The organism is Patescibacteria group bacterium, from assembly GCA_018819405.1.
Lineage (GTDB): Bacteria > Patescibacteriota > Patescibacteriia > UBA1558 > GWA2-36-10 > XYD1-37-29.
In genome coordinates this window covers 723,191-738,017 of sequence record JAHJQF010000001.1, presented here as the reverse complement: position 1 = coordinate 738,017, position 14,827 = coordinate 723,191, and the positions used below count along the sequence as shown (strand labels likewise).

Here is a 14,827-nt window from a genome sequence, read left to right as displayed (position 1 = left end):
AGCGTTTTTAGCTGATAGTGATACCAAACCACCTCTATTACTGATCAAACAGTGATCAGTTGAAAAAGACCCTTGCAATCACAAGGGTCTTTTTTCTTATATAAATTTAAAATGTTTTAAGGTGGGTATTATGTTTGGAGCCAAATTATCCGGCAGATTATCCAGATCAAACCACTTCCAATCACGTATTTCTTTATTAGGGAAAATATCTTCAATTCTTTTGGCCAAAAAATGCACCAAAATCACGTCTTGGCCATCTTTTTTTGTGTGAAACAAAAATGGTTTTTCATCCAGTATGGTAATATCAATTCCCATCTCTTCCTTCACTTCTCTTTTGGCCGCGGCTATAAGGTCGCTATCAAAGCTTTCTACTTTGCCACCGCAAAATTTCCAAAAGTTAGTATCACCATGGTTATTTAGGAGCACTTTATTGTCCTCTACTATCACTGGACCAGAGGCAATGATTATTTTTTGAGCTAGCATTTTTTCTTGGTTATTTTAAAGATCAATAATTTTTCTAAGGCTTTGTCCGCTAGAGATATTCTTTCTTTGGTGCGTCCATAAAGAGTAAATAGTCTTTCTCCTTTTTTGACGTGATCGCCATATTCTTTGTTTAGATAAATACCGGCTAGCTTATCTGCTGGAGCACCTAAAATACGAGCAATGGTATTGATAGCTTTATTGTCAGTAAAGGTAATACAGCCTGATTTTGGAGAATTATAATATTTTTTGTGAGCAGCCAAGACAATATCATTTGGGTCAACTTCTGGATTACCACCTTGAATTTTGATAATTTCTTGCATTTTGCGCCAAGCAGCGCCTGATTCTAGGCTTTTCCAGGCCATTTGAGCACCTTTACCCTTCTTGGCCTTGCCAGCTAATTCTAAGAGCTCTCCGGCCAAATGAATGGCCTTATTGGCCAAATCAGCTGGGTAGTTGTCTTTTTGTTGGAGGACTCTAAGTACATCTCTAGCTTCTAAGGCCGGACCTACGCCCATACCAACTGGGTCTTCGGTTTCTATTATTATTACTCTAATTTTTATATTAAATTTTTTAGCCAAGTATTTAAATTTTCGAACCAGCTCTTTGGCTATTTTCATATTTGGTATTTTGGTAGTAGGACCAACAGGCATGTCTATCACCAGATGAGTGACACCGCTAGCTACTTTTTTAGCCATTATTGATACCAGCATTTTATCGTAGGGCTCCATAGACAGTGGATAGGATACTTGTAATATTTTGTCATCGGCTGGTGCCAAATTTAATCCGCCTCCCCAGACTAAACAACCGTTGGTTTTTTGGACAATTTTTTTTATCTCAGCCGCTGAAAAAGAAACCGGCGCTAATACTTCCATAGTATCTGCCGTACCAGCTGGTGATGTGATAGCTCGGGAAGAATTTTTGGGAATGGTTAAGCCAAGGCTGGCTATGATAGGAATTACTACCATAGTAGTTCTATTTCCCGCTAGTCCGCCGACCGAATGCTTATCAACTACAATTTTAGAATTAAATTTAAGCATTTCCCCTGTCTCAGCCATAGCTTTGGTCATATAATAAAGCTCCTGGTCATCATAATCTCGTATAAAACTGGAAGCCACAAAATAAGTGGTCTCAGTTCTGGTCAATATTCCATTGGAAATATCAGAAAATATTTGATAAAAATCATCATAAGTAAGTTTTTTGCCCAAAAGCCTTTTTTTAATAGCCTGAATAGATTTGGCGCGTTGTAGAAAATCAATTTGAGCTATGGTGTTAGTTTGTATATCAACCTTGTCCCAAATATCTTTGTAAAGCCCTATTGAGCCAGGCTTAACTCTTTTGTGGCTGGTATTTGCTTCAGCAATGACAGATTTATTTTGCCAGCTTATTTTGATTTTATCACCAGCTTTGATACCGTAGCGCATTGCCTCATCCACATTGAGCAAAGCTATATTAGATTGGCCGGTTTTAATGTCTAGTTTTTTTATTTTAAGGTAGTATGGCATATTAAAATTTTATTATTTGGCCAGGTTCTACTACATGGCTTTGGTTATTAGCTTGCTGTTTTTGCTCTTCTTGTTTAGGTTTTTCCTCTTTTGGCGCTATATCCTTTTTTTCAGGTTTTTTTTCTTCTTTCTTGTTTTCTTGTTTTTTTATCTTAGATTTTGCTCCCGCCAGGGCATCAGCCAAAGAAGTAAATTCTTTTTCGGGTTCATCATCAGATATTATTTTGATACTAGCTGGTGAGGGAACCAAACCTTTTCTTGATAAGTCCAAACATTCACGACAGTATATAGGCTTAGATGGATCAGGATCAAAATTTAGCTTAGTATCTTTTCCACATAGAGTACAAATAGCATCATAGGTCTTTCCCGATCTGTCCAATTTTTTATTTATTGGCTTTGTTTTTTTATTTATTGGTTTAAAATCCGGCTTTTCTACAGGTTTTTCATCCAATACTTCTTCTCCCTTGTTTTCGCTCCAACGAATAATTTTATCTTCAATTAATTCACGTGATTTTGCATATCTTTCTCTAGTTACTTTGACTACTTTTGCTTTTATATCAATACCGTGATCTTCCAAATTTGCTGGAGCTAAAGTGCCGGCAGAAAAAGCGCCGGAAGTCACGCCATCAATCATTAATTTTATATAAATATCAAATTTGGATAAGTTGACCAAATCTTCCTGAGTAAAGATAGGGAAAAATTCTTTTTCTAAAAATTCAGCGTCAGCCGCACCTACTCTAAAGGCCACTAATGTGCCGACGTTGCCAAAAACTGCGGCCGCTACTTTTTCATCAAGCTGCTCTATGTATTGATGAGCCAAGATTAGATTTAGGCGATATTTTCTAGCTTCTGATAATATATTGGCAAAAGATTCAGTGGCAAAATTTTGGAACTCATCAACATAAAGATAAAAATCTTTTCTTTCTTCTTCGGGGGTATCTACTCTACTCATAGCGGCCAATTGTATTTTGGTAATCATCATAGCTCCTAAAAGAGCCGAATTATCTTCTCCAACTCGTCCTTTTGATAGATTTAGGAGGAGTATTTTTTGGTCGTCCATGATTTCACGCATAGTAAAAGAAGATCTGACTTGACCTAAAATATTTCTGATTAAAGAAGAGGACAAAAATCTACCTACTTTATTTTGTATTGGAGCAATTGCTTCAGCCTGAAAACGATCAGGATATTTTGAGTACTCTTCCACCCAAAAAGCTTTTACTACAGGATCAGTTATTTTTTCTACGACTCTTTTTCGAAAGGCCTTGTCAGTCAAAATACGCATGATTCCCAAAAGGGTTGAGCCAGGGTATTCCAATAAAGCGGAAATAGCATGATGAAGCACATATTCCAAACGAGGTCCCCAAGAGTCTGCCCAAATTTTTTGAAATACACCGATTAGACCTGATACAACCAAATGCCTTTGGCTAGGATCTACACTTTCTAGCACATTAAAGCCAATAGGGAAATCAAGGTCTGAAGGATTGAAATATATAACGTCATTGATACGATGTGGTGGTACAAAATTGATGACTTTTTCTACCAGATCTCCATGAGGATCAACTACACAAACGCCTTTGCCAGATTGAATATCCTGAATAATCATATTTTCTAAAACAGTAGATTTGCCCATACCGGTTTTTCCAATAAAATACATATGGCGGCGGCGGTCGTCATTTTTTATACCAAACTTGACATTAGAATTGCGATAATTGGTCTGGGCAAATATTGTAACTTTCTCAGTAGGCATGTTTAAACTGTAGGTAAATTAGGCGGTGGAGTGCCTTTGTGTTGGGGCGCTTCCACAGTAGATGAGTCTTTTTTAGCAAAACGTTCTTCAAAGTGTTTATCTTGTAAGTTTACACTGAACTCCGTATTCTTTAATTGATTTCTAAGATCTGATGATAATTCATCTTTGGCCATATCACTGACAATACCAATAGGCAAGCTGGATGGAGCTTCTGATTTTTTGGCTTCAGTACGTTGGAGAAGAGGTACTTTGATGAATTTGCTTGGAAAATGCCAGACAGTGGCCAATTCTTCTGTATTAAGTATAAAAGAACTATGTCCCATGACAGTACTTCTGGCTTTGTAAGCTCGCATAATCTTGCTGCGACGGTAGTTTACTCGCCGTTTTGGGAAAAAGTATTCGGCTTTGGTTTTGGTTCTTTTATCAGGCTTGAAGGCATTGAGATCTAGGGTATTAAATTGCTTTATAGATCCAAATACAGAAGCTACTACTCTACTTGGTTGGTATTGCTCAGGCGGAGATATATAAATTAGCCTAATTTTGCATTCAAAGCCGGTTTTACTGGCTTTATTTTCAATAGCTTCTATGCCACTTTTTTCTCCTGGAGTCAGATGCAGCATCAAACTTGGCATATCATCTTTTTTGGAGCTAGAAGAGGCTGTATTGTCATTTGGCCAAATCATAGGCTCGCCAGTAGAAAGAAAGAATATCCCAAAAATTGGGCCAAACATTCGACTGAGTATACCTTTGCTCTCAGGCGCTTTTTTACCGGCTATTTTATAAGCCTCTTTTAAACTTTTTTTTATCCAATCAAACCCAGTAGGTTTTACAATAAATTGCAACCAAACTTGTTCACCAATCTGGATTTTACTCATAGTCTCAATAAGTGATGATAAAGGATCTTTGAATTCTCCAGAAACAGCGTCCTCAAATTGAGTATAAGTCCTAATTGGGTAGACATCTTTAGCAGATAATATTACTTCAGTCCCCCAAATATTTATATTATCATTGGGGAAACTATCAGGGACATCTTTGGTATAATCTTCTACTTCTGTAATTTCAGCGTCAGGATATTGAGAATAAATAGAGCTTTCTATCAAATCTCGCCAATGGCTTGGAGTTCTAATTAAAAATTGAACATAGCCATCAATAGAGACAATTTCAAAAGCAAAAGCTAATTGAAATTTGCCCAAGTAATACATTTCTTTTTTACTTAAGGGTTCGTGAGCACCAGAAACAGTAGAAAATAACTGTTCTACAGCTTTGGGAGTTTGTTCAGTGTCTTTTGGCGCGTCAATTGCCAATAGTATAAACTTGTTGGTAGAAAACCATTTTGTCTGTTTGCTCAATATCCAAACTTGGTATCCGCCCCAGACTATTACCCAAATATAAACAAGCCAAGCGCCTCTAGTAAAGAAATATAAAAATAATTCCAAGCCACCTTGGTCTGCTACCCTAAGTAATTCTGAAAAATCAACTACAATTTCCATATTATGTATTTATATTATACCCTTTTTAGACATTTTTTTAAAGTCTACAAATAAAAACACCCTCTAAAAATATTGTGGAAGGTGTTTTTATAAAGTTTTAGTTTAAAATGTTACTGTTTTAGTATGTATCTACCTTTTTCATCTCGGCTAAATCTTTTTTTGTCCATCAAGGCCAAAGTGATAGTAGTTTCTTTGATCATTCTTTTTTTGAGCACTTCAGCAATAATTTCTTTCTTACTCATTGCTCTATCAGCTTCTTGGAGAATTTCGGCAATTACATCGGCTACAACGCCAGGCTTATATCCCCAATCTTTGAGAGCATAAATACCGCGGCCTACTAAGACATATTTATTATCCAAAATAAGTTCATTATGTATAGTAGCTGGATAGGCTTTTCTATGGTCAAACTCCATGTCATTGATAACTTTGGCAATTTCAGTAAAGTGCATTGGTTTGCCGGTTTTTTGCAAAACAATAAATATTTTATCATTCATGCGACGTGGAGTGATGGTATTCCACTCAGCTAAACCCCATTCGCCATAAGGATTGGCTTTTAACTTTTTGGTAACGTTGATGTAGTTGATAACTACTCGGTCAGTTAAGTCGTCATTGTTTGTATAAAAATCAGAATTTTTAACTTTTTCAATCAAATGTTCCAAGACAATTGGTTCACCGTGGTTATCTACCAAAACCCTAATTCTGTCTATAGTATCATGAAACACATCTTCATTGGCTTCTGGAGTTTTCCAATAACTATAATAGTGTTTGTTTCCTTTGACAAAATAAAACCTATGGCTTAGTAATTGATTTAGTATAAAAGCAATTGCTGATCTGTTTGCCTCGTTGTCGCCTGGTATGGAAAGCAATTCAGCTACCAAATGATCTTCTGACATCAAACCACCGTGTTCGGAAAGAGTAGAATTAGCAATATCCTCAATTTCTTTTAGTATAGTCTGATTAAAGTTTTTGTTGATTTTTTTCAGTGAGCTATTTTCAATCTGGCGGATTCTTTCACGAGTGACATTATATTTACTGCCAATATCCTCCAAAGTTTTTTTATCGTATCCGGACAAACCATGGCGTAGTTTGATAATTTCTTGTTCACGTTCAGCTAAAGCAGTCAAAATATTCTGCAGAGTTTGATGAGGATCAAAATCAGCCAGCTTTGACTGGTACTTTGAGCTAATAACTTGGTCTAAAATTGAAGACATATGCTTATCTTTACAATTTATTGAAAAATTTGTCTAATTAATAAATCCCCTATAAAGTAACATATTTATTAAAATAAGTCAAGCCCCAATACATAGATATTGAGGCTTGGCAAATATTGTCTATTTTTAGCTATTTTTTTACTTTTTGCGGAAGGCTAATAAAAGTGGTGCCGCAATAAATATTGAGGAGTAAGTACCAATCATTACACCTAAAATAAGAGCCAAAATAAAGTGATTTATACTCTTACCACCAAAGAAATAGATGGCCAAGAGCACCAAAAGGGTCGTAAATGAGGTGTTGATTGATCGGACGATAGTTTGATTGACACTAATATTTACTATTTCTTTAAATGTTTTATCTTGATTTTTAAATAGGTTTTCTCTTATCCTGTCAAAAGTAACAATGGTGTCATGAACTGAAAAACCTAATATAGTAAGCAAAGCGGTCACAAATAAGCTATCAATTTCTACAATACCAAAGTGACCTAAAGCGGCAAATATACCGGTAATAATCAAAATATCATGGGCTAGCGCAACAATGGCTGACAAGCCATATTTCCAAGAAGCCACTGGTTTTGACACTTTTCTAAAAGCGTAGGCAATATATAAAATAATAAACACCAAAACTATAAGAATAGCTTCAATAGCCTTATTTTTTAGTTCATTACCAATCACTGGTCCAATAGCCTCAAACCTTTGTTCAGTTAATTTATTTTCGCTGAGATCCTCTACTTGTATGTCTGATAATTTGTCTATAATTTCTTGGTGAGTAGTTTCATCTACTTCTTCAAAACGCAGTAAGTAATCTTTCTCAGCGCTAGGTTGGATTTTTAGACCATTTAAACCAATATCGGCCAAACTATCTTGGATTTGCTGCATACTTGGTCTTTGATTTTCATAAGAAATTTCCAAAATACTACCACCAGTAAAATCAATACTAAGCCTTAAACCCCAGATTATTAATATAATAATCGAGGTAGCGGCTAATATTCCGGAGATTGAATACCAAATTTTTCTTTTTCCAATAATGTCGTACATATATTTATTTATTCTTTTTTGATACACCAAATAATGCTAGTTTTCCTTCTAATTTTTTATTTACCGTCATCCTTAGCAATGTCCTAGTGACAGTAATAGCAGAAAACATAGACACTAAAATACCTATAGCTAGAGTTATGGCAAAACCTTTGACAATAGAAGTACCAAACCAAGCCAAAATCAGACAGGTGATAATTGATGATATATTTGAATCACGGATTGAAGACCAAGCTCTTACAAAACCATTTTCAATGGCTGAGTTTAGGCTGCGGCCATCACGTAATTCCTCTTTGGTGCGTTCAAAAATAAGAATATTAGCGTCAACGGCCATACCAATAGATAGGATAAATCCGGCTACACCAGCCAAGGTCATAGTAACGGGGATAATTTCAAATATTGCCAAACTTAAGACCGTATATATTACCAAAGCCAGCACAGATATAAAACCAGGTAAGCGATAAAATACGAGCATAAATAAGGCAGCTGCCAAAAGACCAATAATACCAGCAAAAAGGCTTTTTTGGACTGATTCAGCACCCAAACTAGCGCCAACAGTAGTCTGACTGATTAATTCAATTGGCACAGGTAAAGCACCTAAATTTAGATTTTTTACCAATTCACGAGCTTCAGTTATGGTAAAATTACCAGATATTTGAGCTTGACCATCACGAATTGGCTCCTGAACTACTGGACTAGATATCAATTGACCGTCCAAAAATATAGACACTGGCTCACCTACATGCTCAGTAGTAATCTGGGCAAACAATTCTTTTCCGGTGTCATTGAAGTTTAGGATTACCAAAGGTTGTTGGGTAGTACTTTCAAAAGTAAGTTGAGCTTTTTTTACATCCCGACCAGTCAGTCCGGTATCTTCCCAGACAATATTTGATAAATCAGCATCATCTTTTCTAAACAAAATATGGGCGGCATGGACTTCTATTTCACCTTGGTCATTTAGTCTTTCATCATACTTTTTGATAATATGATAACCATATTGCGATTCTACAAGCTCTGGAGATATTTCATTGGGCTTTAAATCATCAAAAATAGCTTTATCAAATTCTGGTACAAAAACTCCGCGTGAAACATAATCAAGGTCTCCTCCATTTACTGATGAGCCGGGATCTTCACTATATTCCTTGGCTAATTGGGCAAAATCTTCACCAGCCAAAGCACTGGCCAATACTTCATTGGCTTTTATCAAAATTGGATCTTCAGCCTGATCAGTATTTTCATCGCTTGGGATAGGAGCGGCTTCACCTTGTATTTTAAATTCCAATAAAGGTGTTTTGTCAATTATAGAAATTGCTTCATTGACATCTTTTACACCAGCCAGCTCAACTATAATACGATAGTTATCGCCACTATAGTTGGTTTGAACAACTGGTTCGGAAACTCCAAAAGCATTGACACGACGCTCTATTACTTCTCGTAGTGCCTCTACACCATCTTTTTTTTCGGCATTATCAAGAGCTGATACATCAGCCTGATAGACCAAATGAGTACCCCCTTGTAAATCTAGGCCCAAGTGGACCTTAAATTTACCAAACCAGCCCGGGGAACTAGGCCAGACAATCATAGCGCCAAATAAAGTAAGTAAAAAAATAAAGACAAAGGTTATCCTTACCTTTGTGGTTGTTACTTGGCCAATGTTTGAAACTTTACTGTATTTATTCATATATTCTTAGGTAAAATCACAATGTCAGTATTTTAGCACAAATAGCAGATTTGGCAAGATAAGACAGTAAAAAAACAAGAATTAGCGTGGACTAGAATTTAATATCTATTTTATTACGGAATTTAACCACATATCCAGTAAATGGCCAAAATCTTTATTAGCCGCTTTTATAGCTTTTGGGAGCAAGGATTCATTAGTCATTCCCGGTATAGTATTTACTTCTAAAAAATATATTTTATTGTCCGAAACTATAAAATCTGTGCGGCTAATATGCCTTATGCCGATAGCTTGGTGGATTTTGATAGCCTGGCTTTGTAGCTCTTTGGCTAATTTTTCACTGATTGGTGCCGGACATATTTCCTCAGCTAGTGTGGCGTCATATTTACTTTCATAATCAAAAAAATTATTCTTTGACCTGACCTCTATAACTGGCAGAGCAATTGTTTCATCATTTTGATCAATGACCGCTACAGTTAGTTCTTTTCCCTCTATATAATCCTCTATCAATACCTTATCTGAGTAATTAAAAGCATTTTTCAGAGCTTTGTCCAAGGAATTTTTGTCATGAACAATAGATATGCCTATGGAGCTACCGCCGACCAGAGGTTTGACAACTACTGGCTTGGTAAAATCTAAATCTTGATAATTATAAATAATTTTATAAGCTGAGGTAAGCAAACCAATTTTTTCCGCAATAAATTTGCTAAGACCCTTGTCCATAGCAACCGCATGAGCCTCTACATCAGAAAAAATAAAAGGAACTTTTAGGGTGTTTAAAAATCCTTGGATTTTCCCATCCTCTCCTCCTGGGCCATGAAAAACAGGTACGGCGGCATTATAATTTTTATAGTTGTTCAAAAATTTGTCCAGATCAGTTGGAAAATCATATATGTCTACTTGATGTTTTTTGCTCAGCGCTTCAACAACATTTTTTGATGAGGCTAAAGCAACACTTCTTTCTGAGCTTTCTGATCCTGTCAAAACAGCTACTTTCATAATTTACCCCGCACCTTTTGTGCGATTAATTATTATCTTTTATTATTTTATCCCCCGGCAAAAGGTGCGGGGTTAATTTTTTAATAGTAAAAGCTTGAATGGCCATACCAAGGTATGGAAAAATTTTGGCAATTGTTTTGTTTTCAAAATTTAGGTATGAGCGATATATTTTTAGCCAGAGTTTGTTGTTTGACCTATTGAAATAATCATAAGTATAAAAAGCGTGGGTGTAAAACCCAGCCTTTTGTAGTTGTTTTTTTAAAAGCCAAGGTTTATAACTCTCCGCATCAGGCTCTATAATTTCATTATTAAATTTTTGGCCAAAGAGCAAACTAAATATTTTTGCCACTAATCTATTTAAAACCCAAAAATAAAAAAACGGATTATAAGCTTTTAAAAATTGAGAACTAGGCTCACCTAGCAGCACAAATGCCCCGCCTGGTTTTAATACACGGTAAGCTTCTTGAAAAGTTTTTTCTACAGCAAAAAAATGGTGCAAAGATCCGTTTATAATGACCAGATCAAAAAAATTATTCTGATAAGGTAAATTTACCACCTCGCCACAAGTCAATTTTAATTGGGGATATTTTTCTTGGGCTATTTTGAGTACTGCTTCGGAAGCGTCTATACCATACACATTTTTAGCTATCTTAAATAGATTATTAGCTAGACGTCCTGTACCAGAACCAAGTTCCAAGGCCTTGGTAATTTTTTTATTAGCCAAAAATTTGGCTAAATTATCAAAATTCCATAAATCAACCACTTTAGCGCTAGCTGGATCAATATGCCATCTATCATAAGATGAGGCTGTTTGGTTGTAATAGTCCTTTTGTTCTTGGCTTTTATTTAGGTATATTTCATCCGACATTTAGAAATCAATTTCATTTACTTTTTCCCAATTGTTTTCATCAAGTATGGCCATATATTCATCAGCTACAATATACATATAATCCTCCAGATACAAAGCTCGCTTTACATTATTTACGCTGACTGCTCTGACTAGCTCCAGTTTGTCATTGGCATAAGAAAATACGTAGCCGCCTTTGTAAGAAGGTAAGAAAAATACTTGGTGTTTTGAATCTAATAAAAAGGCATGGTGATTATAAAGAGCATCAGAACCATAATCACTCAGACTATATTTGTCAATTTCTTTTGGTTCTGTCGGATTGGAAACATCAAAATATGATATTTTTACCTGTCCACCTTCCATGCCAATTCCAAGTATTTTAGTATCAGATATTGGATGTAAGTACGATGAATAACCAGGAATTTTTAATTCACCCACCATTTTTGGATTTTTGTGGTCACTTAGATCAATCACATAAAATGGATCGGTCTGTCTAAAGGTGACTAAATATCCATTTGGACCTACAAAACGAGCTGAATATATCCTCTCTGATAATCCCAAGTCAGTGACAGATCCGACTGTCTTAAGATTTTTATCTAGCACATAGACATCATTAGCTTCTTCTACTGCTCCAGACATACCAAATCCCCAACGATTGCCGACTGTAGTAGCTACTCGTAGATGGTCATCATATTCATCCAAAGAAAATTGATTTAACAAAGTACCGGGAACTCGTCCATTAGCTTCAATAGCTAGTTTATTCAAACCAATTTTTACAATACCTGTGCCGTACATTTGGCGTTTATGTTCCTCAAAATATTTATCAGCTCTATTTTCTAGTTCACTTTCTAATTTTAGTAATTGATCATCATTGGTAGAAGACAGCCATTCTTCCAAAAGTATTTGCATTTCAGTCATTTTGGAATTTGAACTAATATCATAAGTATTAATTTTATTTAATTTGGCTAGGACACTTTGTGGTAGCAAATCTTTAACTTCTGTATTTAAAAATTCTAGCATAAACTCAAACATATCAATTTGGTCATTATATGTCACATATAGATTTTTTTGGGACATATAGACAGTTGAGGAATAAGTCGAACCCAAAAAGGATACTTTATTTTCTACCTGGCCATTTTCAGGATTGATGACCATAGCCACAAAAGTCGCATCAACTGGACTGGGGTTTATAGGGTGATAAATATCAGTACAGGCAATTTTTAAATCACTACCACCAATAGATAATGGCATAATAGGACAAGGATTATAGCGATTGAGAGGATTCTGCACTATCAAATATAATTTGTTATTGTATAATCGTGAAGTCACAATACTGCTACGGCTATCAAGCTTTAATTCCCATTTTTGTTCGGGATTTTCCTTATTTGAAACATCAAAGGTATCAACCCTTTGTCCAGAAAGTATCATTAGATTGTTGTCAGATAAAAGTAGATTTCCCAATAGATTAATTTCTGAATCAAGCTTTAGATCATTAGGTGGCCAAGCATTAAATAGTTTGGTTGTATAATATACATCCGGCCTAGGCAAAATAGCATCACTTTCTACATCTAGGATCGCCTCAGGCATCATACGCCAGTAGTAAGTATCAGCATTTGAAAAATAGATTTCTTTTCCATCTGTTTTTAGGATATCAGGCTCATCAATGCCAGAAACCTGGACATTTGTCTCAGAAATCCTATTAGGCATTGATGAGGCGCCACCAGTGCCTATAGCTGAATCAGTTTTTACAGCCGAATCCATGGCAAACTCCTCCATCATAGGCATGGCTATATTTCTGATACCCATCATATTGTAAGAGCCACTGATATCTTCACTGCTTTGTAGATAATCTTCAAATTCTTCAGCTGAAGCAAATTTTTTGAGTTCAGTGTTATGATTGTTATTTAAAATAGGGAAATTTTTTACAATACTTTTAGTCGAGTCATTGTCAACATTTGATATTATAATCACCAAAGCTACGGCTGATAAAAGGATCAAAAACATCAGATATAGCGGTGTAAGTCCAAATTTATTTTTTAAAAGGTTTAGCATACCTTTATTTTTAGTATTCTCTCTTTTTTTTCTTTTGATTTTTGCCATAAAATTATAGTTATTTTTTATATTTGTTATTATAACACAAAATTAATTAGCCCCAAAACGTCTTTGTCTTTTATTATATTCTTCTAGGGCTAAGTCCAAATCTTTTTCGCTAAAATCAGGCCAAGTGACTTTTGGGAAATACAGTTCACTATATACAGATTGCCAGGTCAAAAATCCAGAAAGTCTCAATTCACCAGAAGTACGTATTATCAAGTCAGGATCTGGAATGTTGGCTGAATCTAGATTTTGAGAGATTAGTTCTTCTGTTATTTTATTGGCGGGTATATTTTGCTCTACAATTTTTTTGACAGCCCGCACAATCTCATCTCTACCGCCATAGCTGATGCAAATATTTAAAATGGCCTTGTTATTTTTTGAAGTTTTATCTTGAGCTTGGACAATCAATTTTTTTAACTTATCATCAAAATCACTAATACGTCCAAAGATATTAATTTTTACCCCCTCTTTATTTAAGGCATTGATTTCTTTAGTTAGAAGTAACTTAAACAATCCCATTAGGTAACTCACTTCTTCTTTGCTACGATTCCAATTTTCGGTAGAAAAAGCATAAATACTTAAAATTTTAATACCTTTTGAGTATGTATATCGGGTTATTTTTTTGACATTACTAAAACCCTGACGATGACCTTCTAGGCTGGACAAATTTTTTGCTTTGGCCCAACGCCGATTGCCATCTAAAATAATGCCTATGTGTTTGGGAACTTCTTGCTTCATATACTATAGTATAGCGTAAAATCATAAATTTGGTAACTAATAATAAACACCATCCCTATAGGGATGGTGTTTGAATAAATAAATTATTACTCTAAAGCCTAAAAGGTAAAAATAAGCAGCTTGCACATAAATGCTTATAGCTAGATAGTCTCGTTGTACAAGGATTGCAATACGAATCTTGAAATTGCATATGCAGTTAGGATAATAACTAATCCTACCACACCGGCGCCAATAATTTTTTTGGCCTGATCAACCTGCTCAGAGTTACCTTGAGAAGTCATCCATTTAAAACCGCCCCATAAAATAAGTAATGTGGCTAAGATGCCTAAAAAACCCAAAGCAATATTGACGACCCCACCAATTGTCTCACGTAGTGGTTTACTGCCCAAAGCAATATTAGTTTAGGAAAAGTCATTGATGCCCCATCGGTCAACTGCTAAAGCTGTAGATGGCAGAAATAATAACCCTAGTATGAAAATTTTTTCATAATAAGAGTTTATTAATTTTATTAAATTAAATTTTTATTTTATACACCTTCAACAGTTTCTTTACGTAATTCTATCAAGACATATCTTGAAATAGCATAAGCACTCAATACAATAATCAATCCAATGACACCGGCACTAATAATTCTTTTGGCCTGATCAACCTGCTCAGAGTTACCAGCAGAAGTCATCCATTTAAAGCCGCCCCACAGGATAAGTAAAGTAGTCAAAATTCCTAAAAATCCTAAAGCAATATTGACGACCCCACCAATTGTCTCACGTAGTGGTTTACTGCCCAAGGCAATATTAGTTTTGGAAAAGTCATTGATGCCCCAAGGGTCTGAAGGGTCTGAGGGTGGCGTAGAAGCACTAGCTAATTTTGGCGCAAACAGCAAAAGTAATAATAGTATTTTTTTCATGGTTTTAGATTAATTTTTATCTGCTTATATATTAGCATAAATATATTAAAAATACTATAATCTCACTTCTGCCCGTTCGAGTCCCTACTCGTTTTT

The 14,827-nt window shown here is 35.4% G+C and carries 13 protein-coding genes; all 13 read right to left on the bottom strand.

Annotated features, from left to right (window positions below):
- Positions 1-96 precede the first annotated feature (96 nt).
- Positions 97-483, bottom strand: a complete 387-nt coding sequence (locus KKH39_03770; protein ID MBU1203126.1) for an NUDIX hydrolase — start codon at positions 481-483, stop codon at positions 97-99.
- Complete coding sequence (locus KKH39_03765; GenBank protein ID MBU1203125.1) at positions 477-1,985, bottom strand: AMP phosphorylase; 1,509 nt, start codon at positions 1,983-1,985, stop codon at positions 477-479. The genes KKH39_03770 and KKH39_03765 overlap by 7 nt, the downstream gene beginning before the upstream one ends.
- Position 1,986: 1 nt before the next feature.
- Positions 1,987-3,732: a type IV secretion system DNA-binding domain-containing protein gene (locus tag KKH39_03760; GenBank protein ID MBU1203124.1), complete on the bottom strand. Its 1,746-nt coding sequence runs from the start codon at positions 3,730-3,732 to the stop codon at positions 1,987-1,989.
- 2 nt (positions 3,733-3,734) lie between these two features.
- On the bottom strand, positions 3,735-5,222 hold the full coding sequence (locus KKH39_03755) for a hypothetical protein (GenBank protein ID MBU1203123.1): 1,488 nt from the start codon (positions 5,220-5,222) through the stop codon (positions 3,735-3,737).
- Between the two features lie 110 nt (positions 5,223-5,332).
- Positions 5,333-6,433: a hypothetical protein gene (locus tag KKH39_03750; protein MBU1203122.1), complete on the bottom strand. Its 1,101-nt coding sequence runs from the start codon at positions 6,431-6,433 to the stop codon at positions 5,333-5,335.
- Between the two features lie 138 nt (positions 6,434-6,571).
- Positions 6,572-7,471: a protein translocase subunit SecF gene (gene secF, locus KKH39_03745; protein MBU1203121.1), complete on the bottom strand. Its 900-nt coding sequence runs from the start codon at positions 7,469-7,471 to the stop codon at positions 6,572-6,574.
- 4 nt (positions 7,472-7,475) lie between these two features.
- A complete protein-coding gene (gene secD, locus KKH39_03740; GenBank protein ID MBU1203120.1) occupies positions 7,476-9,149 on the bottom strand; it encodes a protein translocase subunit SecD in 1,674 nt (557 codons plus the stop codon).
- Positions 9,150-9,254: 105 nt separating this feature from the next.
- Positions 9,255-10,145 carry a D-alanine--D-alanine ligase gene (locus KKH39_03735; protein MBU1203119.1) on the bottom strand — a complete coding sequence of 297 codons (891 nt, stop codon included), beginning with the start codon at positions 10,143-10,145 and terminating at the stop codon, positions 9,255-9,257.
- 25 nt (positions 10,146-10,170) lie between these two features.
- On the bottom strand, positions 10,171-11,013 hold the full coding sequence (locus KKH39_03730; protein ID MBU1203118.1) for a class I SAM-dependent methyltransferase: 843 nt from the start codon (positions 11,011-11,013) through the stop codon (positions 10,171-10,173).
- Positions 11,014-13,092, bottom strand: coding sequence for a beta-propeller domain-containing protein (locus KKH39_03725; GenBank protein ID MBU1203117.1), 2,079 nt, complete (start codon positions 13,090-13,092; stop codon positions 11,014-11,016).
- A gap of 42 nt (positions 13,093-13,134) precedes the next feature.
- Positions 13,135-13,827 carry a di-trans,poly-cis-decaprenylcistransferase gene (gene uppS / locus KKH39_03720; protein MBU1203116.1) on the bottom strand — a complete coding sequence of 231 codons (693 nt, stop codon included), beginning with the start codon at positions 13,825-13,827 and terminating at the stop codon, positions 13,135-13,137.
- A 140-nt stretch (positions 13,828-13,967) separates the two neighbouring features.
- Positions 13,968-14,216, bottom strand: a complete 249-nt coding sequence (locus tag KKH39_03715; GenBank protein ID MBU1203115.1) for a pilin — start codon at positions 14,214-14,216, stop codon at positions 13,968-13,970.
- A gap of 137 nt (positions 14,217-14,353) precedes the next feature.
- Positions 14,354-14,731: a pilin gene (locus tag KKH39_03710; protein MBU1203114.1), complete on the bottom strand. Its 378-nt coding sequence runs from the start codon at positions 14,729-14,731 to the stop codon at positions 14,354-14,356.
- Positions 14,732-14,827 lie beyond the last annotated feature (96 nt).

Bases quoted from the DNA above. Each gene is read 5' to 3' on its own strand.
- uppS (MBU1203116.1), bottom strand. From the start codon at position 13,827: ATGAAGCAAGAAGTTCCCAAACACATAGGCATTATTTTAGATGGCAAT.
- secD (MBU1203120.1), bottom strand. From the start codon at position 9,149: ATGAATAAATACAGTAAAGTTTCAAACATTGGCCAAGTAACAACCACA.
- KKH39_03730 (MBU1203118.1), bottom strand. From the start codon at position 11,013: ATGTCGGATGAAATATACCTAAATAAAAGCCAAGAACAAAAGGACTAT.
- KKH39_03710 (MBU1203114.1), bottom strand. From the start codon at position 14,731: ATGAAAAAAATACTATTATTACTTTTGCTGTTTGCGCCAAAATTAGCT.
- KKH39_03760 (MBU1203124.1), bottom strand. From the start codon at position 3,732: ATGCCTACTGAGAAAGTTACAATATTTGCCCAGACCAATTATCGCAAT.
- KKH39_03765 (MBU1203125.1), bottom strand. From the start codon at position 1,985: ATGCCATACTACCTTAAAATAAAAAAACTAGACATTAAAACCGGCCAA.
- secF (MBU1203121.1), bottom strand. From the start codon at position 7,471: ATGTACGACATTATTGGAAAAAGAAAAATTTGGTATTCAATCTCCGGA.
- KKH39_03755 (MBU1203123.1), bottom strand. From the start codon at position 5,222: ATGGAAATTGTAGTTGATTTTTCAGAATTACTTAGGGTAGCAGACCAA.
- KKH39_03770 (MBU1203126.1), bottom strand. From the start codon at position 483: ATGCTAGCTCAAAAAATAATCATTGCCTCTGGTCCAGTGATAGTAGAG.
- KKH39_03725 (MBU1203117.1), bottom strand. From the start codon at position 13,092: ATGGCAAAAATCAAAAGAAAAAAAAGAGAGAATACTAAAAATAAAGGT.
- KKH39_03735 (MBU1203119.1), bottom strand. From the start codon at position 10,145: ATGAAAGTAGCTGTTTTGACAGGATCAGAAAGCTCAGAAAGAAGTGTT.
- KKH39_03750 (MBU1203122.1), bottom strand. From the start codon at position 6,433: ATGTCTTCAATTTTAGACCAAGTTATTAGCTCAAAGTACCAGTCAAAG.